Origin of the sequence: Microvirga sp. (genome assembly GCF_014699075.1) — a bacterium.
Taxonomy (GTDB): Bacteria; Pseudomonadota; Alphaproteobacteria; order Rhizobiales; family Beijerinckiaceae; genus Microvirga.
In genome coordinates this window covers 138,824-158,263 of record NZ_JACXAB010000001.1, presented here as the reverse complement: position 1 = coordinate 158,263, position 19,440 = coordinate 138,824, and the positions used below count along the sequence as shown (strand labels likewise).

The window sequence follows — 19,440 nt, the reverse complement described above, 5'->3', positions numbered from 1 at the left end:
GCTACATACCACACCGGTTCCAGGAGGGCACGTGGCCGAGACACATCCGAAGCAGCAGGGGCCGACAAAGGCAGCGAGTTTCTGGCGCCTCGTACCCCTGGCGCTCGTTCTGGCGGCCATCGGAGCCGTCTTCGCAACAGGCGTTCACCGCTCCCTCTCGTTTGAGACCTTCGTGCACTATCAGGCTTGGCTTCAGGATCTTGTGGCCGCCCAGGGTCCGGCGATGCTTGGCCTTTACGGCCTGATCTATGTGGCGGCCGTCACCCTCTCGCTGCCAGCTTCCGCCTTTCTGACCGCCATCGGGGGCTATCTCTTCGGCTGGCCGCTTGGAGGCATCACGGCGAATCTTGCCGCGACGCTCGGAGCGACCAACATCTTCCTCATCGCCCGGTCGTCCCTGGGGCGCTCTCTGCTCGACCGGGCAGGCTCGCGCATCCAGAGCCTTGCGGCAGGCTTTCGCAAGCAATCCTTTCTCTATCTTCTCTCCTTACGCCTGATCCCCGTCGTGCCGTTCTGGCTGACGAACCTGGCTGCCGCCTTCTTCGGCATGCGCCTGAGACCCTTCGTCCTGGCAACCCAGCTCGGGATGCTGCCCGCCTCGTTCGCCTTCGCCCTTGCAGGGTCGGGGCTGGATGAAGTCATCGCAACGCATGAGCGGCAGCGTTCAGAGTGCCTGACTCTGGGGCGAAGCGATTGCGCCATCGACTTCAATGCCAAAAGCCTGTTGACGCCCGAGCTGATGGCTGCTCTCGCTCTGCTCGGAATTTTGGCCCTGATCCCGATCGCGCTCAAGCAATGGCGCCGTCGCGCAACAGGCGAGGGTTGATGGTGAAGCTGGCAGACCCGAAGGGCGGGCGAGTCTTGCAGCCCGATCTGTGCGTCATCGGCGCCGGATCGGCTGGTCTGTCGGTCGCGTCCATCGCGGCTTCCCTCGGCGCATCCGTGGTGCTGATCGAGAAGAACAGGATGGGCGGCGATTGCCTGAATGTAGGCTGCGTTCCCTCGAAGGCGCTGATTGCTGCGTCTCTCCATGCTCGCAGCATGCGTGAAGCTGGAAGTTTCGGGATCGGGGCAGGGGAGCCAATCGTCGACTTCGCCAAGGTCCATGCGCATGTGAAGGGCACCATCGGGGCGATCGCCCCGATGGATTCGACCGAGCGCTACCGGGCCATGGGGATGTCGGTGATCGAGGGCCAAGCCCGGTTCACCGATGGCCATACGGTTGTTGCCGAAGATCAAGTCATCCGGGCCCGCCGCTTCGTCATTGCGACCGGCTCCCGCCCTGCCATCCCGCCGATTCCCGGCCTTGAACAGGTCCCTTATCTCACCAACGAGACCATCTTCGATCTGACCGAGAAACCCGCGCATCTCGTGGTCATCGGCGGAGGGGCCGTGGGCGTCGAGATCGCTCAGGCCTATCGGCTTCTGGGCGTGCAGGTCACGCTTCTGGAGGCCGGAGAGCGCCTTCTGGCGCAGGAAGATCCCGAGATGGCGCATGTCGTCGATCAAGCTCTACGGTTCGATGGCGTTGCCGTCAGGACCGGAGCCTCCATCGACAGGATCGAACCGGCGAAAGCGGGAGGCTTTGGTGTTGTCCTCAACAGCAGCGAGACGATCGAGGGAAGCCATCTGCTCGTCGCCACGGGGCGCAAGCCTGTCGTGGATGGGCTCGGCCTTGAGGCTGCGGGAATCGCGGCTGACGCGTCGGGTATCCTCGCTGATAATGGGCTCAGAACCTCGAACCGGCGCGTTTACGCCATTGGCGATTGCGCCGGTGGGGCGGCGGCTGGCGCACGGTTCACCCATGTGGCGAACCATCATGCTGGCCTGGTGATCCGGAGCGCCCTCTTCCGGCTGCCCGTTCGGGTCGGGCGGGCCCCCATTCCCCGCGTGACCTATACGGCGCCGGAGCTGGCCTCCGTCGGGTTGACGGAGGCACGGGCCCGGGAAGAGCACGGCGCGATCCGCATCCTGCGCTGGGCCTTTGCCGACAACGACAGGGCCCGCATGGAGAGACAGGCCGAAGGGCATGTGAAAGCCGTGGTCACCCCACGCGGCAGGATCCTGGGCTGCTCCATCGTCGGGGCGCATGCCGGGGAACTCATCATGCCGTGGGTTCTGGCCATGAGCCGCGGCTTGAAGGTTTCCCATCTCGCCGGGTTGATTTATCCCTACCCTACATATTCCGAGGTGACGAAGGGCGCGGCGGTGGAGTTCCTCAAGCCGTCGGCTCAGAATCCCTGGGTGCGGCGGCTGGTGTCCCTGGTCCGCCGCTTGGGATGAAACCGAACATGAGACCTGAGCAGACCTCCCTTGCAGGGCGCATCCTGAGCCAGTTCGGGCTCTCCGCGCGCCTGCTCCTGCTCACGGTGCTGTTTGTCATGATTGCGGAGGTGCTCATCTACGTGCCCTCCGTGGCCAATTTCCGGCTCACATGGCTGAACGACCGCCTCGCCGCAGCGCAGATCGCCGCCATGGTGCTCGATGCGGCGCCCGAGGAAAGCCTTCCCGAGGACCTCGAAGTCCGCCTCCTCCAGGGTGTCGGAGCCCGGGCCATCGCCCTGCGCGGCGGCGGGCGCAGGAGCCTTCTGGCCGCAGGGGACGTGCCGACCGAGGTGGGCAAGACCGTGGACCTGCGGGACGCGCAATGGCTCACCCTGGTTCAGGATGCCTTCGACGTCCTGCTCAACCCGGCCGACAAGCCAATCCGGGTGATCGGCTCGGGCATGGGCGTCGACTTCGTCGAGATGATCCTCGATCAGCGGCCCCTGCGCCACGCCATGATCGAGTTCTCGCGCAACATCCTATTCCTGTCCCTGTTCATCTCCATCATTACGGCGGGTCTCGTCTATCTCACCCTGCAATGGGTGATCGTGCGCCCGGTGAGGCGCCTCACCGGCAACATCGCCGAATTCTCCAGCAATCCGGAAGATGCGTCCCGGGTTATCCGGCCCACCGATCGCGTCGACGAGATCGGCCTTGCCGAGCAGGCTCTGGCCCGCATGGAAACGACCCTGGCCGACGAGCTGCGCCAGAAGCGGCGTCTCGCCCAGCTCGGCCTTGCCGTCAGCAAGATCAATCACGAACTGCGCAACATGCTGACCACGGCTCAGCTCCTGACGGACCGCCTGGACAACGTCAGCGACGATTCCGTGCAGCGCATCGCCCCGAGACTCGTCAGCACTCTCGACCGTGCCATCGCCTTCTGCGAGACCACCCTGGCCTTCGGCCGGGCGACCGAGCCCCTGCCGCAGCGGCGCCTCATCCCCTTAGGCCCCATGATCGACGAGCTGTCGAACCTCACGGATCTGGCGCCCGAGGTCGGGATCGCGTTCCAGGCGGATGTTCCCGATGACCTGATGATCGATGCGGATCCGGACCAGCTCTCCCGGGTCCTCGTGAATGTGGTGCGCAATGCGGTTCAGGCTCTCAGCCAGACTGGTTCCCCGAATGGCCAGCCTTGCATCGACATCTCGGCCCTCCGGGAGGGCAGCACCGTGCTTATCTTTATCAAGGACAATGGTCCCGGCATCCCCGAGCGGGCCAAGGCCAACCTGTTCACGCCCTTCCAGGGTTCGGCTCAGAAGGGCGGTACGGGCCTGGGGCTGCCGATTGCCGCCGAACTCGTCCAGCTCCATGGCGGAACCATTATCCTCGATGAAGGGCAGGGAAGGACCTGCTTCAAGATCACGATCCCCGACCGGCTCTCCACCGCGGAAGCCAACTGAGCTTTCGGCAAAACTTCCGCACAAGAGGCTTGCCAACCGCGCCGGATCCCTTTATGTCACCGGCCTCGGCCAACGTTGCTTCCCGCAACGACCTAGCCGACCAAGCGCCCGTAGCTCAGCTGGATAGAGCACCAGACTACGAATCTGGGGGTCAGAGGTTCGAATCCTTTCGGGCGCGCCATTTTTCCAAGACATCGATGCAGGTAGGATGAGGGTTCGAAGGCGCGGTTGGCGCACTCCGAAACCCTGATGCGCGATGATCCTCCCGGGTCTGCGGTTTACACTTCCGCCGCCGGCGTGACGCCGAGATCGTCCAGCTTGGCTCGAACCTCCGTGATTGATCGCTTCAGCTTCAGGCTGATGACCGAGACGGGAATTCCCTCCCGGGCCAGGGTCAGAAGGGCCTGCACGGATTCGTAGCTCCAGGAACCGCCGGAAGAATTCATAACCGAGACCTCCTATCGATGAACCGGAAGCGTCGCCTTCAAGTGCGGCGAGATCATGAAAAGAGGGCCGGAACGACCCTCCGCCGCAACCTTAGCCGAAGATGCGCGTTCCTTGTGGAGGCAACACTCACAGGGACTCTCTCATGAGCATCATCTGGACCATCATCATCGGCTTCGTGGCGGGTTTGATCGCCAAATGGATCATGCCGGGCCGGAACGAGCCATCGGGTTTCATCATGACGACGATCCTCGGAATCGTCGGCGCTTTGGTCGCCACCTACCTTGGACAGGCTTTGGGCTGGTACCGGGCCGATGAAGGAGCGGGCTTCATCGGCGCTATCGTCGGCGCTATCGTGGTGCTCTTCATCTATGGCCTGATCGCCGGTCGTCGCTCGAGCTCGACATACTGATCGCACCAGAACCGAAATCAGGAGGGGCCACAGCGGAAACTGTGGCCCTTTTCCTTTAGCCGTGATGGGCGAGACGACCGCTGTCCGAAGAGCCTGTCAAGGCCGCTTTGACCGGGCACTGGCCAACATAGCCGCGCCAAGCCAGATAGGATCCGCCCGCAAGCGCCAGGATGTTCAGGAGCGGGTTGGGACGGGGCTTGGCGGCTGCGGCCGCAAGGCCGAGGCCCGCCAGCATGTAGGCGCCGCGCTCTGTCGTGCTGAGATTGGCGGGCCCGTTCATCAGCGATCCGGCCCTGGCCGATATCATGTTCGTCACGTCATTTCTCCTTGATTGGCATGGGCCGAACGCGACGCGAAGCGCTGTTGTTCCCCTCTGAAAAAGAGTCCGGAAAAGGTCCGGAACCTCAAAGCTTGGCCTCCGTTGAGTCCACGCTTCAACCAAGGAGTTGTCACCATGCCAGCCAAGGAAAAGACCCTGGAAGACCTCTTCCTTCACACGCTGAAGGACATTTTCTACGCCGAAAAGCAGATCCTGAAGTCCCTGCCGAAGATGGCGAAGAATGCGGAATCGGAGGAACTGCGGCAGGCTTTCGAGACCCATCGTGTGGAAACGGAAGGCCAGATCGAGCGCCTTGAGAAGGTTTTCGAGATGCTCGGCAAGCCGGCCCGCGGCGTGCAGTGCGAGGCCATCAACGGCATCATCGAGGAAGGCAAGGAAGTCATGGAGGACTTTGCCGACAGCGAGGCTCTCGATGCCGGCATCCTGGCTGCCGCCCAGGCGGTGGAGCACTACGAGATCACCCGCTACGGCTCCCTGAAGACTTGGGCCCAGGAACTCGGCATGAATGATGCCGCCAAGCTCCTGGACCAGAACCTTCAGGAGGAGAAGAAGACCGATCAGCTTCTGACCCAGCTCGCCGAGGCGCGCGTCAACACCAAGGCCGCCTGACGTTCTCATCCGACGTCGAAAACCCCGCGCCCGGGAGCGCGGGGTTTTCTTTTGAGCTCCTGGGGGCGGAGGAGCTCAGTGACAGTTGGCCGGGCAGGGTGTGACGGCCGTGTCCAGGGTAAGCCGCATGGAGCCCGACGGGGTGATTTCGAGTGCAGCTTTCATGGCGGCCGGATCTTCCACCAGATGCATGAAGGCCAGAAGCCTCAGCCGCACGATCGGCGGAAGCTGAGAAAGGCAGGCCGCGAGCGTCCGGGTGGCTCCGTCAGCCATCTCCTCCTGGACAAAGGAGGTAACAGGAGGGATCTCGTCAGGCAGCGACATGGGGCACCCGATCGGCAAGGGCAGGAGCAGCAGTGGCGCGCACCAGGCACGAGCCGCGCAGGCCCGCCAGCCGGCTGACATGCCTCAGGCTGTCCTCCGAAATCTGAATGGCGGCTGCGATGCAGTGCTGGCCTTCGATCATGGTCGGCAGACCCAGAGGGCGGACCTTGAAGCCGGCCTGCTGCCAGCGGGGCAGCCACCACATCTCGACTACGGCGGTCACCTCCGTAACCCCCTCCTCAAGGCAGAATTGCTGGAAGGCTGCCAGAAGGCGGCAATCCGTGCGGCCCATGCGCCGCTCCCTGACGATGAAGTAGCGGGTGCATTCGAGGATCGTGGAACCGGACAGCACATCGCGGCCTTTGACCAGGTGGGCAAAGGACTCGCTGATCATGTGCGGCAGCAGCGTCGGGTAGAGCCTCAGGCCCCCAATGACGCGCCCATCGTCGAGCGCCACCAGATAGGTTGCTTGGTCATTGTCATAGGCATCCACATCCCGCCCGTCAGGGCGTTCGAGGTCGCGCCACCCGCGCTCACCCACGAAGACCTCGTGCCTCAGGCGGAAGCAATCGTCGAGGATCGCTTCATATCCAGCTTTGTTCTCATCGGTGATGACGTGAATTGAGGTCATACCCCATGCCCTCCTTTTTCTGGAGAGCAGTGTCCATGACCGGCCTGATTTGGGTATTGTAGGAAATTACAGGTGAGTCAGATCTCGATGAGCCGGTGCTGAAGCGCCCTGGCGACCGCATGGGTCTTGTTGGCGGCGCTCAGCTTGAGGCAGGCGCTGCCGATATGAGCCGTAATCGTCCGCTCCGTCACGCCCAGGATCTCCCCGGTATCTGCAGCGGACTTCCCCAGGGCCGCCCACCGCAGCGCTTCCCGCTCGCGGGCCGTCAGCGGGTTGGGCCGCGGGGAGGGAGCCAGGACGAGGCGGGCGCGCTCGAAGGCGTACATGGCCATCAGGTGGATGGCAGGCTTGGTCTGGGGCGTCAGGTCGAGGTCCGCGCCGCCCATGGAAAGGCAGGCCTCGAACCCGTTCAACCCGTGAATGGGCAGGCAACAGCCCTGCCGCATGCCGAAATCGGCAGCACCCTGCATGATCTCCTTGCCCTTAGAGTCGATCTCAGGATCGAAGGGCGCTTCGCTCCATTCGAAGGGCTGGACGGTCCGCTGGCACAGGCGGATCACGGGGTCGTGCCGGTCGTAGCTGTTTCGCGTGTAGCGCTCATACCAGCCAAGGGGCCACTTTTTGAGAAGCACCAAACTTTCGATTTTCTGTTCCGGATGCGGCAGTCCGGTCATGATGAAGTTCTCAAACCGGAACTGGGCGAATGAGCGTTCCATCGCATCGATAATGGCCTGCGGCGACGCCAGGCTGTCGCTCTCCTCGATGAACTCGAACACTTGTACCGTATGGTCAAGGCTGCGGCCGCTCACAGGCGTCTCCCAAGCGAGTCTTATAGCTTAAGGTTGCAAGAGGCCATAATGCTACCAAAAGTTTTAATTCTGGCATAGACAAGGCAGGGTTCATTAGAGGCAGGAGCAGGACTTGCAGAAGAAGGCGCCTAACCACATCGACAGGCATATGGGCAGTCGGGTGAGGGCCCGGCGGACCATGCTCGGCATGAGCCAGGAACGGCTTGCCGACGCCCTGGGGCTCACCTTCCAGCAGGTTCAGAAATACGAGAAGGGGATGAACCGCATCGGCGCCAGCCGCCTGCTCCAGATTGCCGGTATTCTCGATGTGAGCATCGAGTTCTTCTTTGAAGGCCTCCCTGGCTTGCGGGCAGGCGGGTTCTCCGGGGACAGCCTCATGGCCGAGTTCCTGACCCGATCGGAAAGCGATAGGCTCGTGCGGGGATTCCTGCGCTTGAAGGACGATGAAGCCCGCAGGAAGGTCGCCGATCTCGTCGATTGGCTCGCCTCCGTGGGCTAGGCCCAGGAAACAGACCCGATCCCCTAAATCCCGGTTTCAAAGCGCATCCGGAACCTGCCGCGCTTCTAGTGGTTACTCCCTCACGATTGAGAGAGGTTGACCATGGGCGTGGGACAGGAAAACACCAACAGGCAGCAGGACAACGGCACCGAGGATTGGGATGCGCTGAAGGGCGATGTCGGCGATATCGCGGACGCAGCCGTCGAGCGCAGCCGTTACTTCATCGACAGCGCGCGCGAGCAGGCGACGGATTATGTCGACCGCCGCAAGGACGACATCGCACAGTCGGTCGCCGATTTCGCCACGACGCTGCGCGAATCCACCCATTCCTTCGATGAGCGGCCGAACATCCGCGCTGTTGTCGATACGGCGGCCGAAGGGCTGGAGCAATTGGCGGACTCGATCCGTGAACGGACCTTCGCCGATTTCTTTAATGAGTTCGAGGGCGTGGTGCGCCGTCGACCTGCGACCGTGGCCGCAGTGTCCGTGGCAGTCGGATTCCTCGCAGCTCGCTTCATCAAGAGCACGGCTGAGGATCTGCGCTATGACGGCATGAATGCCGGCTCGGCTCAGGGTGGTCAGGGCCGCGCACGTCAGCAAGGCCAGCAGGGTCAGCAGCGTTCACGCGCCAAAGCCAGTGCCTGACGGAGGCGGTCATGCAGGGTAACGGCAATCAAACGATTCAGGGCCTCGTCGGCGAAGCCCTGCGGGAATCCACCGATCTCGCACAAAAGGAATTTACCCTTTTCAAAACCGAGATCTCCCAGAACATGCGAACCCTCTTCATCGGGCTCGCCATGGTGGTTGCGGCGGCGGTCTTCGCGATCGCGGCCGTTATGCTGCTGACCGAGTCGCTCGTGGAGTGGCTGGCGACCGTCGTCGATTCCGAGGCGCTCGCCGCCCTCATCGTCGGGGGCCTTTTGGCCGTGATCGCCATCGGCCTCGGGCTGTGGGGGAAGAACGCCATGTCGTCGTCCTCGCTCACGCCGCAGAGGACCATGCGCTCGCTCAAGCGCGATGCGGAAGTCCTGTCCGAGAGAGGTGCATGATGACGTCGCAAAGTCTGCAGGATCTGGAGAAGGATATCGAGCGCAGCCGCGCTCAACTCGACCAGACCATCGACCGCCTCCAGGACAAGATGACCGTCTCCGGTGTTGTCGACGACGTGCTTGGGACCGCGCGCAACGGCCAGTATGGGCCGCTCTATGACCGGGTTCTCGATACGGTCAAGCGAAATCCCGTGCCGGTGATGCTGATTGCCATGGGCATTGGGCTTCTCGCTTACCGCCTCGGCCGCCCGACCCGTCCTATGCGTCCGGCTCGGTTGATCGCAGCCGATGAGGACCTCATCACGGAGGAGCATCTGCTGATGGAGGCGGAGGATCCCCGTCTTTATGGGACGGAAGCCGTTCCCCAGCCTGCGACGGACCCGATGTTCGAGCGGCCCGGCATGAATTCCCGCTACTGAAGAATTGAATAGGAGCTTTCCATGGCAAATACCAAGAACGAGACCGGCAAGCCGGGAGCGGACAAGCAGAACGACGCCGGCATGGCCGGCAAGGTCTCCGCCGGCACATCGGTCGGCAATATCGGCGAGGCTCCGATGCCTCACGCCCACGATCAGAAATCCGGTCAGAACGCTGGATCGGCGGCAGGCGGCGCACAGTCCTCCGGCCAATCCAAGGGCGCGTCGCCCGGACAGTCTTCAGGGCAATCCTCGCAGCGGAATGCGCAGGATCAGGGTGGCATAACTGACAAGGCTCAGCAGGCGGCCGATCAGGTGCGCCAGAAGGCTGAAGATGCTTATGAGGGTGCTTCCGACTGGGCGCGGGACACCTATGAGCGCGCGTCCGATTGGGCCTCAGGAACCTACTCGCAGCAGCGCCGCCGCATGAACAAGATGGGCGGCCAGTCCTCTCGCGCTTTCGGTAATGCCCGCGGTGGTGTTCAGAGCTACGTGTCCGAGAACCCGATGGTGGTGGGCCTCGTCGGTCTGGCGGCCGGCCTGCTTCTCGGCGCTCTTCTGCCCCGCACTCGCCGCGAGAACGAGATGTTCGGCGAATGGGCTGACGAGGTTCGCAATCAGGGCATGCGCTACGCCCGCGACGCTGCCAGCCGCGGCCGCGAATATGTCGAGGAGACGTTCAGCGGTGATGACGCGCAGTTCAGCCGTCACGAAAGCGAGTTCAACGGTCAGCGCGACGCCAATCGCCACTGACACAGCGCTTCAAGCGAAATGCAAAAAGGGCGCCGGTGAAAACCGGCGCCCTTTTGCTATGAACTTGAGTGATCGCCAAGGCACTCAACAGCCCTGCATAAACAATAACGGCCACGGCGAGATGATGCGCGTACATCCGGCGTCATCATCTCGGCATCGTGACCGCTTCTGGTCGGCACGGGTGCCGCCAGCGTGAGCTTGAGATGGGGCTGACCTGCCCTGAATTCAAGAAGATGATGAAATTTCTTAACTCTGTTCCGCTAAATTCCTGTCTCACGCAGGACCTTCCAGGAACGAGGCGCCTTCGAGTTTGTTGGCTCCCGACAGGGCCAAAATTTCCTATCCAAAGGCGCTGCGCAGAAGGTGGTCCTCAGGGATCGGTGATGGAGTTGGGGCATGCGTATTCTGATCCTGGAAGACGATCCGGCAATCGCCTTCGATCTGCAGGCCATCCTGGAGGCTGATGGGCACGAGATTGTCGACTCCATCAGCTCGATCGCCGAAGCCTATCAGCATCTCGACGACAGGTTCGACTGCGCGCTGCTCGATATCGACGTCATCGGAGGCAAGAGCTTCGGCGTGGCAGAGACGCTCATCGAACGTCATATCCCATTCGTTTTCGTCTCAGCATCCGCGCCCTCGGATCTGCCGCAATCCTTGCAGCTGGCTGCTTTCGTGGCAAAGCCGTTCGAGGAAAAGCTGCTGCTGAAAACCGTCGAGCACGCTGTTCCCAACCTTCTCTCTTGCTGATGCAAGAGGCCGAGGAACCTGTTCTCTCCCGGTGACTTCCTCCACCATGCAAGACTTTCGGTTCGGCTTTTGCTGCAAGTACATTCCCGAAGATGGTTCGGCGCCGCTTGCGCGGGCCATGAACACGACCACGGCGACGATGGCGTACCTGGGGCGTCTCGACCCGAAGGCTGCCTACTACAAGATCGTGGCTGTGGTGTCTCACAACCTCGAGGCTTTCCGGCTTCAGATCGAGCATGTGGCGGGACGGCCGAAGCCGGAACGCCTCCACCGCCTGTCCAGCGATCTGCTTCCGGGCTACACCCATGTAAGCTGCCAGGAATTCTATCGCGATCCTGATCTGCGCAGCATGATCGAGACGAAGCTCGCGCAGGCAGGGCGCCTCGCCCGGGACCGGGACGTGCGCTTGAGCATGCATCCTGGCCAGTTCTGCGTGATTGCCTCCGCCAACCCTTCAGCCGCCGCCAACGGCATTGCGGAATTCGAGTATCATGCCGAAGTCATGGCTCTCATGGGGTACGGCCAGGGGTGGCATCCGCACGGGGCTCACATCAACATCCATGGCGGTGCGAAAGCGTTGGGCGCGGAAGGGATCCGCAGCGGGTTGGCGCATCTCTCGCAGACCGCGCGCAACCTGATCACTATCGAGAACGACGAGGTGAGCTTCGGCCTCGACGATCTCCTGCCTCTTGCGGATGATGTGCCGCTCGTTCTCGATCTTCATCATCACTGGATCATGAGCCAGGGCGAATATATCGAGCCCGATGATCCGCGCATTTCCCTGATCGTCGCATCCTGGCGCGGTGTGCGGCCGGTGAGCCATGTGAGCGTCTCCCGCGAAGACCTGCTTCCGGACTACGACATCCACAGCCTTCCGGATTTCAAGGCACTCGTTGCATCGGGGATCAAGCCGAAGGACCTGCGCGGTCACTCGGACCTGATGTGGAACGAAGCCATCAACGATCTGGTGATGCGCCATCTTTCATGGTCTGATTTCGAGATCGAGGCGAAGCTGAAGAACATTGCCACCGAGGGTCTCGCCCATCACATGGAGAGACGACAATCTAGCTTACGCGCAACAGGATAAAGTTGCGGATAACTGTACGGCTGGTGGAACCAACCCGAGCAGATGTCGTTGTCGGGTATTGTATCGCGAGTCACGAAGTGATGTTGCCTACTCATTCCACAGTTCTTCTGGTTGAAGACGAGCCTCTGATCCGCCTCTTCCTGTCGGAGCTTCTCGAAGAGGCCGGCTTCAGGGTCGTCGAGGCGGCCAACGGCGCCGAAGCTCTGGTGCTGATGGAGGCAGGGTTGAAAGTCGATGTGCTGCTCACCGATGTGGATATGCCGACCGGCTGCAACGGCTTCGAACTGGCTCATCGGGTGAACGAGCTCTGGCCCGGAACTGAACTTCTGATCATGTCGGGACGGCAATGGCCCTCGGAGGGGGATCTCCCTCCCGGAGCGGCGTTCCTGGCGAAACCATGCCCCAACGAGGTGATCGTCTCCCATGTGGTTTCCGCAGCGGAGCGCAAGAATCGCCTGTTCTATGTTGCTGAAACCACACGGCAGCCCACGGAGCGAGATTCCAACATCCTGCCCTTTCCGAAAACAGCCTAAATTCCTGAACTCGATCTTGCTGACGGCGTTGAGCGGACATAAGCTCTGCCGGAATTGACCTTCACCAGGGGGCCGGAGTCTGCGAACGCTCTCCGGAATGTCCGACCGAAGGTTGGTCAATATGCTTTTCGAGCCAAACCCAAGGCTGTCGACAAGCTTCCCCACCCCGTTCCCGGAGGAATACATGGCGACCAAGACGACTGACGGAAAAGCCGGCGCGAAGAAGGCTGCAGATAAGCCTGCTGCCAAGAAGGCTGCCGGTTCCAAGCCCAATGCTCTTCAGCAGCCCCTGCAGCCGTCCAAGGAGCTCGCCGTCATCGTGGGCTCGAACCCGCTGCCGCGCGGTGAGGTTGTGAGCAAGATGTGGGAATACATCAAGAAGAACAACCTGCAGAACCCCGAGAACAAGCGCGAGATCATCGCCGACGACAAGCTTCAGCCGATCTTCGGCAAGCCGAAGGTGACCATGTTCGAAATGAACAAGCACCTTGCCCAGCACCTGAAATAAGCAAAAAGCCTCAGGTTGATCAGGAATCCTGCCGCCACCGATCGAGCGGCAGGATCTCCGGCCGCTGACCCGGAGCCTTCTTCCAAGGGTCCACGGCCCATTCGGCGCCGGTGCGTTTCTCGGTGATCACGGCTGTGAAATGCGGGTAGCGCCCGTCAAGGAAGAACCCCCGCGATTCCGGATGCTCCACTGCATGATGGGCGAGGAGCCCGCGCTCCTGCAGAACGAGGAGCAGGCTGGTTGTGTTCGCGGTTTCATCCAGGCAATCCATCTGCCCGTGCACGCCCGACATCTGGGGCGGCGATCCCGGCACGTCAGGCTTCCCGCCCAGGGAGGCGGCCAGGTAGGCCGTGTAGGATCTGATCACCTCGGCCAGGGCCTGCCTCTCGGCTGCCGGCGAGCCCTGGGCCGATCTCAACATCCCGCTCGCACGGCTCAGCAAGTTTCCATCGACGGAGAGTGCCAGTCGTCGCGTGCACCCGTAGCCGTGGCAGGCGATGATGCGGCCGCCCGCGGGCTCAACATAGCCGCGCTCGTTGTACCATCTCTGGGGCGCCTGGGAGCCGGCAGTGGCTGGAGCGCTCAGGAACAGGGGTGACAGAACCGTCGAAATGAGAAGTAGCGTCGATCTCAAGATGGGGGTACCTATCGCCTTAGCTTGCAGGGCTCTTGGCGATATAGGTCGAGCGGCTCAGCTGCCTATAGGTTAAGCTTGGTTGAGTTGGGTTACGACTTTCGAGGTTTCCATGTCCCGCATCGTCTTCCTGAATGGGTCCTTCCTGCCGCTCGAGGAGGCCAAGGTGCCCTTCATGGATCGGGGCTTTCTGTTCGGGGACGGGGTCTACGAAGGGATCGGCGTCCTCGACGGCCAGCTGATCGACAACGAGGCGCATCTTGAGCGGCTGGAGCGCTCCCTGGCCGAAGTGCGCATCCGCAATCCCTATTCGCGTGCCGAGTGGACCTCCCTGCAGGAAGAGATCGTCCGCCGCAACGGCATGGTGGAGGGCTTCATCTATTTCCAGGTCACCCGGGGCGTGGCGGAGCGGGACTTCTTCTTCCCGGAGAACGCCGAGCCCACGGTGGCCATGTTCACCCAGGCCAAGGCCATTGCCGACGCTCCGGCCGCCCGCACGGGCATTGCGGTGGTGACGGTGCCGGACCAGCGCTGGGCCCGGCGCGATATCAAGTCGATCAACCTGCTCGCCCAAGTCCTGGCCAAGCAGGCGGCCAAGGAGGCGGGAGCCCAGGAGGCTTGGTTGGTGGAGGATGGCTATGTGACCGAGGGCGGCTCGTCGAGCGGCTTCATCGTCACGAAGCAGGGCAGCATCGTCGTGCGCCCGCTCTCGAATGCCATCCTGCCGGGCATCACCCGCAAGTCCCTCCTGCGGCTCTCGGAAGAGGCCAATATCCCCCTCGAAGAGCGCCGGTTCACGGTCGAGGAGGCTTACGATGCCGCCGAGGCATTCCTCACCAGCGCGTCGAACTTCGTCCTGCCCATCGTGACCATTGACGGACGTCCCGTTGGTGACGGAAAGCCCGGTCCCGTCACGAGGCGCCTGCGGGAGCTTTACCTGTCCATGGCCCGCGTCCCGGCCCTGGCCGCCGAGTAGCGTTGCCGGAACCGGCCATCAGGTCGCCCGTTGCCTTTTCAAAGGAGCGACCCATGAACCGTGTTCTGGTGCTATCGACAATTCTGGCGGGCTGCCTCGGAACGGCAGCCCTCGCGCAGAACCCCGGGGTGCTGAATCAGCAGGCCCCGAACATGCCGGCGCCGAGCCAGATGCCGGCCGAGAAGGTGGAGCCCGACAGCAAGCTCTCCGGCGGGAGTGGTCCATCGACCACGGGTTCAACCAATAACTTGAGCGATAAGCTCGAACAGACGGACGGCGTGATCCGGCCGCCCGAGACGGCCACTCCGGACATCACCGTTCCCGCGCCCGTGCCCAACCCTGGCACCACGCCGGTCATTCGCCCGCCGGCCACCCAGCAGGTCGATCCGAAATAAGGTCCTAAGACGCCGGGAGCTGCTTCCCGGCCGAGCGCCGACGCTTGCCCTCGCGGGACCTGTTGTTCTCGCGAGGTTTAACTTCGGTTGATTGCTCGCTGCCGCTCTTCATGATCTGGGCGGCCACCTCGGAGATCTGGCGGCGCAGCTCATCGTTCTGGCCTCCAGAGACTTCCTGGTTGGCGAGCCGGTCCTGGGCTTCGTCGCGCTCCGCTTCGATCTCGCGAATGCGCTGCTCGAGGATGAGGCCGCGCTCCTGCTCGGCGGCAATGCCCTTGGCGAGTTCCGCCAGGCGCAGGCGCTCGTCCGATAGTTCGCTGTGCCGCTCGTTCAGAGCCCGCTCGAAGTCGTTGCCTCGAGCCGTTTGAGTCATGAGGCGGGTCTCGAGATCCGAGATGGTGATGCGCTTGGTGTCGAGGTCGCTCAGGGCTGTGGTGAGCCGGCGCTCCATGTCGGCGGCTTCTGCCTCCAGGCGGGCCAGCTTCTCCTCCGCATGAAGGAGCTCGGTCTTCGTCCGGGAGCGCTCGTGCTGGGTGAGTTCCAGCTCCATCCGGGTGTTGGACAGCTCGTTCAGGGTTGCCCGGTGGGCGTTCTCAAGGGCGGTCAGGGTTTCGCGTGTGCTCGCGAGGAATGTTCTGGTCTGCGCGAGATCTTCCTCGGTCGCGGCAAGGCGCGTCTGGGTGCTGGCGAGGCTGACTTCGAGTTGACCAACCGTCTGGTCACGCTCGGCCAGGGTGGTCTCGAGGGCTTCGATGCGGATCGCCCGCCGGCCCAGCTCCTCCATGTTTTCCCGCTTGTAGGCCAGAGCCTCTTCCGCCTTGCGCTCGATCCGCCGCTGGAGAACGGCGAATTCCGCCCGCAGGTGGTCCTTCTCCGCCGTCAGTTCGGAGATCGACATGGGAAAGAGCGCCTCGGCCCGGCGGCGGGCGAGACGCTCCGCGCGAGCATTGACGGCTGGGATGATCAGAAGCGCGATGAGGGAGGCTGCGACGAACCCCAACGCGAAAACCATGATTGTTTCGATCACGCGGACGCGAACTCCAAGGTGCTTGACCGGTAACGCTCAAGCACCTTGCCTTGTGCCTGCGCAGCTTTCTGGAACCTAACGCTCCAGACGGCCCGTTGTAGCGCATCCAGAGGCAGTTTCCACTGCCTCTGAGTCGGCACCCGCATGCGTTAAGAGCCTAGAAGGGGTTCCAGGTGGGCTCCGAGGTGAACTTCAGGTAGCCGATATTGACGCCCAGACGGGCCCCTACGCCGGCCCGGATCGGCACCACGATCATCTCGTCCGCCGCCACGGCCGTCACGCCGAACCCGCCGATAAAATAGGCCGAACCGTCGACACCGACGAAGCGCTTATAGAGCGCATCGGTGAAGGGCATGTTGTAGACCAGCATCATGGTGCGGGCGCCGTCGCCGCCCACGTCGAACCCGAGGGAGGGACCCTGCCAGAAGATCCGGCGATCCCCGGCGTTGCGGGTGAAGAGCTTGCCCTCGCCATAGCGCAGGCCGCCGAAGAAGGCGCCGGAGGCCTCCTGGCCCAGGATATAGCCGTTGGGCTCGCCCCAGCGGCGGATCGCCTCCTGGAGCGCGAGGGCAAGGCCGCGTGAGGCCGAGCCGAAGAACTGGTGACCGGACTGGACCAGTTCATCGGAACGGAAGGATTCGGGGCTGCCGGGATTGGCGACATAGGCGCGCTGGACGGTTTGAGCCGATGCCTGCAGGGGCAGGGCGCTGATCAGGGCGGCAAAAGCCGCAGCCGCAAGAAAGGTTGACCGGGAGCGCATGGGCTATCTCCTCGCATGAGACAGGGGACAATCCGGCCGTGTCAGGCCGAAAGGCTGCTATCGAGGCTCGCACCTTAAGGTCATCAACCCTAACAATCTCTGTACGGAATGCCTCTTCGAAAGGTCCCGCTGTTGTTTATGAGCCGAGATCGTCCGTCTCTCGGCAAAGATGTCAGGATGTTTAGAGTAGATCCTACGCGGCTGAAGCGGACACCGGCAGATCCAGCCGGGGCGCCAGGGCCGTGTCGCCGATCGCCGCAAAGGGGCCATTCCGGTAGCCCTTATCCTCATGGCCGTAGGTGAGGGGTGCTCCTCCCGGTCCCACGACGCTGCCGCCGGCGCAGGTGAGGATATGGTCGCCCGCCGCCGTGTCCCATTCCATGGTCGGGCCGCAGCGCACATAGACGTCCGCCTCGCCGGACGCGATGAGACAGAATTTCAAGGCCGAAGAGGTCATGCGCCTCGTGCCGATCGACAGGACAGACAGGCAGGCTTCGGTAGCGATGTCGCCATGGCGGCGGCTCACCAAGGCGACAAGATCCTGCTCGGGAGCCGGGCGCACCTTTGCTTCGCGCCAGCTGAAATCCGTCCCCTGGCCGTCGGGCAGTGCGCTCACGCGGGCGCGCTCACCCGCGATCCAGATCGACCCCATGGCTGGAGCAGCCACCACGGCCGCCATGGGCCGGTTGCCCCGGATCAGCGCGATGTTGACGCTGTACTCACCGGTGCCGTGGATGAAGTCGCCGGTGCCGTCCAGCGGATCGACCAGAAAGAAGTAGTCATCCGTCTGTTCCGTGCTGGAGGTTTCCTCCGCAATCACCGGAACGCCATCCCAAGCCTCGTTGAGGCGCCGGATGATTAGCTGCTCCGCAGCCAGATCGGCTGCCGTCGTAGGGGTTCCGTCGTCCTTGATGCGCTTGTCCATCAGCGCGCTTTCCATGCCGCGCAGGACCCGGCCGGCCTCCCAGGCGATGTGAGCGAGCTTCAGGGCGATATCGTCAGGGTTCTGTCCATCGAAGCGCATCATGGATTTGTGCCTGTTCCCGTTCGGGCTGTCGATGTCTTTTTTGCCCGCTTTTCAAAGAACTCTGAGCCGGGTATCCCGGTTCACGTTCTCTTTCCTGTTTGGCTGTCTTCGTGCCCGTCGAAGTTCCGATTTCATGAATGAACAGCTGACTTTACGCCGCCTCCGGAGCCCTCATGGCCACCATCTCCCTCGATTCGCTCGATCTTGCCGCTCTCCTTTGCTCACGCGTCTGCCATGACGTGATCTCGCCGGTGGGTGCGATCGTCAACGGGCTCGAGGTTCTGGAGGACGACAACGACGCCTCCATGCGCGATTTCGCCCTGGACCTGATTCAGAAGAGTGCCCGGCAGGCCTCGGCCCGCCTCCAGTTCGCCCGCCTTGCCTTCGGGGCGGCCGGTTCCGCTGGTGCTTCCATCGATCTCGGCGACGCCGAGCAGGTGGCCCGCGGCCTGTTCCTCGACGACAAGATCAGCTTTTCGTGGTCGTCGCCCCGTCTCCTGTTCCCGAAGAACCGGGTGAAGCTGCTCCTCAACTTGGTGATGATCGCCACCACGGCCATCCCGCGGGGCGGCTCGATTGCCGTGACGGTCACAGGCGACGCCGAGAACTGCGCCTTCACCATCGTGTCGAAAGGCCTGAACGCCCGCATTCCCGCCCATTCCGAGGCGCTCCTCGCCGGCGATTCGGAGACCGGTACGGTCGACGCTCATGGCATTCAGATCTTCTACGCCGGCATGGTGGCCCGCGCATCGAACATGACCATCGCTTTCAGCATCGAAGGTGACGAGGTGACGATCAAGGCCGAGACCGCATAAGCAGTCGACGTTTCCTTTGAACGCCCAAAAGAAAAGCCCGGCATTGAGCCGGGCTTTTTCGTGTCGGATGTGACTTGCGTCAGATCGCAATCCGCTCTTCGGCTTCGGTCGGCTCGCGCAGCACATAACCGCGGCCCCAGACGGTTTCGATGTAGTTGCGGCCCTGCGAGGCATTGGCGAGCTTCTTGCGGAGCTTGCAGATGAAGACGTCGATGATCTTCAGCTCCGGCTCGTCCATGCCGCCATAGAGGTGGTTGAGGAACATCTCCTTGGTCAGGGTCGTGCCCTTCCGCAGGGAGAGGAGCTCCAGCATCTGGTATTCTTTGCCGGTGAGGTGCACGCGGGCGCCGCCGACTTCGACCGTCTTGGTGTCGAGGTTGACGATCAGGTCGCCGGTGGTGATCACCGACTGGGCATGGCCCTTCGAGCGGCGCACGATCGCATGGATGCGGGCTACCATCTCGTCCTTATGGAACGGCTTGGTGAGATAATCGTCGGCGCCGAAGCCGAGACCCTTCACCTTGTCCTCGATGCCGGCCATGCCGGAGAGAATCAGGATCGGCGTCTTCACCTTCGCGACGCGGAGCGTCCGCAGAACCTCGTATCCCGACATGTCGGGCAGGTTCAAATCGAGAAGGATGATATCGTAATCGTAGAGTTTGCCGAGGTCGATGCCCTCTTCTCCGAGATCCGTCGTGTAGATATTGAAATTCTCGGACTTCAGCATCAGTTCGATGCTTTGCGCTGTCGCGCTGTCGTCTTCGATCAGAAGTACGCGCATGTTCAATCCCCAGCCCTTGCCCTTGAGCTTTGAAACAGCGGGAGGCTGTTCACCCGCCACCGGGCTTGCGGCGGATGCTCTTTTGAACTGATTCGAAACGCTAGTACGGAATGGTTAACAAACCCTGATTCTG

Annotated in this window: 27 protein-coding genes and 1 tRNA gene; 18 read left to right on the top strand and 10 right to left on the bottom strand. The window is 62.6% G+C overall.

Going from position 1 to position 19,440, the window contains the following annotated elements; genetic code table 11:
* Nucleotides 1-31: 31 nt before the first annotated feature.
* From IC232_RS00865 to IC232_RS00850, 4 genes are all read left to right on the top strand, one after another.
* Nucleotides 32-826 carry a TVP38/TMEM64 family protein gene (locus tag IC232_RS00865; RefSeq protein WP_190842965.1) on the top strand — a complete coding sequence of 265 codons (795 nt, stop codon included), beginning with the start codon at nt 32-34 and terminating at the stop codon, nt 824-826.
* Nucleotides 826-2,283 carry a dihydrolipoyl dehydrogenase family protein gene (locus tag IC232_RS00860; protein WP_190842963.1) on the top strand — a complete coding sequence of 486 codons (1,458 nt, stop codon included), beginning with the start codon at nt 826-828 and terminating at the stop codon, nt 2,281-2,283. The genes IC232_RS00865 and IC232_RS00860 overlap by 1 nt, the downstream gene beginning before the upstream one ends.
* An 8-nt stretch (nt 2,284-2,291) precedes the next feature.
* Nucleotides 2,292-3,728, top strand: a complete 1,437-nt coding sequence (locus IC232_RS00855) for a sensor histidine kinase (RefSeq protein WP_190842961.1) — start codon at nt 2,292-2,294, stop codon at nt 3,726-3,728.
* A gap of 104 nt (nt 3,729-3,832) precedes the next feature.
* Nucleotides 3,833-3,909 (top strand) — tRNA-Arg (locus tag IC232_RS00850).
* Between the two features lie 97 nt (nt 3,910-4,006).
* Here the strand turns inward: IC232_RS00850 and IC232_RS00845 are convergent.
* The gene (locus tag IC232_RS00845; RefSeq protein ID WP_190842959.1) at nt 4,007-4,174 is read right to left on the bottom strand and encodes a hypothetical protein; all 168 of its coding nucleotides are present in this window, start codon (nt 4,172-4,174) and stop codon (nt 4,007-4,009) included.
* A 143-nt stretch (nt 4,175-4,317) separates the two neighbouring features.
* Here IC232_RS00845 and IC232_RS00840 point away from each other — a divergent pair, with 143 nt between their 5' ends.
* Nucleotides 4,318-4,584: a GlsB/YeaQ/YmgE family stress response membrane protein gene (locus tag IC232_RS00840; RefSeq protein WP_190842957.1), complete on the top strand. Its 267-nt coding sequence runs from the start codon at nt 4,318-4,320 to the stop codon at nt 4,582-4,584.
* Nucleotides 4,585-4,639: 55 nt separating this feature from the next.
* Here IC232_RS00840 and IC232_RS00835 read toward each other — a convergent pair whose 3' ends face one another.
* On the bottom strand, nt 4,640-4,891 hold the full coding sequence (locus IC232_RS00835; RefSeq protein ID WP_190843421.1) for a YgaP-like transmembrane domain: 252 nt from the start codon (nt 4,889-4,891) through the stop codon (nt 4,640-4,642).
* A gap of 147 nt (nt 4,892-5,038) precedes the next feature.
* On the opposite strand from IC232_RS00835, the gene IC232_RS00830 reads away from it, so the two are divergent.
* The gene (locus IC232_RS00830; RefSeq protein WP_190842954.1) at nt 5,039-5,533 is read left to right on the top strand and encodes a ferritin-like domain-containing protein; all 495 of its coding nucleotides are present in this window, start codon (nt 5,039-5,041) and stop codon (nt 5,531-5,533) included.
* Nucleotides 5,534-5,608: 75 nt separating this feature from the next.
* Here IC232_RS00830 and IC232_RS00825 read toward each other — a convergent pair whose 3' ends face one another.
* The 3 genes from IC232_RS00825 to IC232_RS00815 all read right to left on the bottom strand — a co-directional run bounded on the left by IC232_RS00825 (nt 5,609) and on the right by IC232_RS00815 (nt 7,297).
* Entirely contained in the window at nt 5,609-5,806 is a 198-nt protein-coding gene (locus tag IC232_RS00825) for a hypothetical protein (RefSeq protein ID WP_190842952.1), read from the bottom strand.
* Between the two features lie 37 nt (nt 5,807-5,843).
* Complete coding sequence (locus IC232_RS00820; RefSeq protein ID WP_190842949.1) at nt 5,844-6,488, bottom strand: acyl-homoserine-lactone synthase; 645 nt, start codon at nt 6,486-6,488, stop codon at nt 5,844-5,846.
* Between the two features lie 77 nt (nt 6,489-6,565).
* A complete protein-coding gene (locus IC232_RS00815) occupies nt 6,566-7,297 on the bottom strand; it encodes a LuxR family transcriptional regulator (RefSeq protein ID WP_190842947.1) in 732 nt (243 codons plus the stop codon).
* A gap of 148 nt (nt 7,298-7,445) precedes the next feature.
* Here IC232_RS00815 and IC232_RS00810 point away from each other — a divergent pair, with 148 nt between their 5' ends.
* The 9 genes from IC232_RS00810 to IC232_RS00770 all read left to right on the top strand — a co-directional run bounded on the left by IC232_RS00810 (nt 7,446) and on the right by IC232_RS00770 (nt 12,892).
* Nucleotides 7,446-7,796: a helix-turn-helix domain-containing protein gene (locus IC232_RS00810; RefSeq protein WP_190843420.1), complete on the top strand. Its 351-nt coding sequence runs from the start codon at nt 7,446-7,448 to the stop codon at nt 7,794-7,796.
* Between the two features lie 102 nt (nt 7,797-7,898).
* The gene (locus tag IC232_RS00805; protein WP_190842944.1) at nt 7,899-8,441 is read left to right on the top strand and encodes a hypothetical protein; all 543 of its coding nucleotides are present in this window, start codon (nt 7,899-7,901) and stop codon (nt 8,439-8,441) included.
* Nucleotides 8,442-8,452: 11 nt separating this feature from the next.
* Nucleotides 8,453-8,845 carry a phage holin family protein gene (locus IC232_RS00800; protein WP_190842942.1) on the top strand — a complete coding sequence of 131 codons (393 nt, stop codon included), beginning with the start codon at nt 8,453-8,455 and terminating at the stop codon, nt 8,843-8,845.
* Nucleotides 8,842-9,264, top strand: coding sequence for a DUF3618 domain-containing protein (locus IC232_RS00795; RefSeq protein ID WP_190842939.1), 423 nt, complete (start codon nt 8,842-8,844; stop codon nt 9,262-9,264). Before IC232_RS00800 ends, IC232_RS00795 begins: the two co-directional genes overlap by 4 nt.
* A gap of 21 nt (nt 9,265-9,285) precedes the next feature.
* Nucleotides 9,286-10,014: a hypothetical protein gene (locus IC232_RS00790; protein ID WP_190842937.1), complete on the top strand. Its 729-nt coding sequence runs from the start codon at nt 9,286-9,288 to the stop codon at nt 10,012-10,014.
* Between the two features lie 396 nt (nt 10,015-10,410).
* The gene (locus IC232_RS00785; RefSeq protein ID WP_190842935.1) at nt 10,411-10,764 is read left to right on the top strand and encodes a response regulator; all 354 of its coding nucleotides are present in this window, start codon (nt 10,411-10,413) and stop codon (nt 10,762-10,764) included.
* A 46-nt stretch (nt 10,765-10,810) separates the two neighbouring features.
* Nucleotides 10,811-11,851, top strand: a complete 1,041-nt coding sequence (locus IC232_RS00780) for a UV damage endonuclease UvsE (protein WP_190842933.1) — start codon at nt 10,811-10,813, stop codon at nt 11,849-11,851.
* Between the two features lie 80 nt (nt 11,852-11,931).
* Nucleotides 11,932-12,384: a response regulator gene (locus tag IC232_RS00775; protein ID WP_190842931.1), complete on the top strand. Its 453-nt coding sequence runs from the start codon at nt 11,932-11,934 to the stop codon at nt 12,382-12,384.
* Between the two features lie 184 nt (nt 12,385-12,568).
* Complete coding sequence (locus tag IC232_RS00770; protein WP_190842929.1) at nt 12,569-12,892, top strand: SWIB/MDM2 domain-containing protein; 324 nt, start codon at nt 12,569-12,571, stop codon at nt 12,890-12,892.
* Nucleotides 12,893-12,911: 19 nt separating this feature from the next.
* Here IC232_RS00770 and IC232_RS00765 read toward each other — a convergent pair whose 3' ends face one another.
* Nucleotides 12,912-13,526 (bottom strand): hypothetical protein, encoded by a 615-nt coding sequence (locus IC232_RS00765; protein ID WP_190842927.1) that lies wholly within the window; start codon nt 13,524-13,526, stop codon nt 12,912-12,914.
* Nucleotides 13,527-13,638: 112 nt separating this feature from the next.
* On the opposite strand from IC232_RS00765, the gene IC232_RS00760 reads away from it, so the two are divergent.
* Both IC232_RS00760 and IC232_RS00755 read left to right on the top strand, forming a co-directional pair.
* Nucleotides 13,639-14,502: a D-amino-acid transaminase gene (locus tag IC232_RS00760; protein ID WP_190842924.1), complete on the top strand. Its 864-nt coding sequence runs from the start codon at nt 13,639-13,641 to the stop codon at nt 14,500-14,502.
* A gap of 53 nt (nt 14,503-14,555) precedes the next feature.
* Entirely contained in the window at nt 14,556-14,897 is a 342-nt protein-coding gene (locus IC232_RS00755; protein WP_190842921.1) for a hypothetical protein, read from the top strand.
* 4 nt (nt 14,898-14,901) lie between these two features.
* On the opposite strand, the gene IC232_RS00750 is transcribed toward IC232_RS00755, so the two are convergent.
* The 3 genes from IC232_RS00750 to IC232_RS00740 form a co-directional block, all read right to left on the bottom strand.
* Nucleotides 14,902-15,924, bottom strand: coding sequence for a hypothetical protein (locus IC232_RS00750; protein ID WP_190842919.1), 1,023 nt, complete (start codon nt 15,922-15,924; stop codon nt 14,902-14,904).
* A 157-nt stretch (nt 15,925-16,081) separates the two neighbouring features.
* The gene (locus IC232_RS00745) at nt 16,082-16,684 is read right to left on the bottom strand and encodes a DUF1134 domain-containing protein (protein ID WP_190842916.1); all 603 of its coding nucleotides are present in this window, start codon (nt 16,682-16,684) and stop codon (nt 16,082-16,084) included.
* 193 nt (nt 16,685-16,877) lie between these two features.
* On the bottom strand, nt 16,878-17,711 hold the full coding sequence (locus tag IC232_RS00740) for a 3'(2'),5'-bisphosphate nucleotidase CysQ (protein ID WP_190842914.1): 834 nt from the start codon (nt 17,709-17,711) through the stop codon (nt 16,878-16,880).
* A 173-nt stretch (nt 17,712-17,884) separates the two neighbouring features.
* Here IC232_RS00740 and chpT point away from each other — a divergent pair, with 173 nt between their 5' ends.
* Nucleotides 17,885-18,526, top strand: coding sequence for a histidine phosphotransferase ChpT (gene chpT, locus IC232_RS00735; protein WP_190842912.1), 642 nt, complete (start codon nt 17,885-17,887; stop codon nt 18,524-18,526).
* A 79-nt stretch (nt 18,527-18,605) separates the two neighbouring features.
* On the opposite strand, the gene ctrA is transcribed toward chpT, so the two are convergent.
* The gene (ctrA, locus tag IC232_RS00730; protein ID WP_036356746.1) at nt 18,606-19,307 is read right to left on the bottom strand and encodes a response regulator transcription factor CtrA; all 702 of its coding nucleotides are present in this window, start codon (nt 19,305-19,307) and stop codon (nt 18,606-18,608) included.
* Between the last annotated feature and the right edge of the window lie 133 nt (nt 19,308-19,440).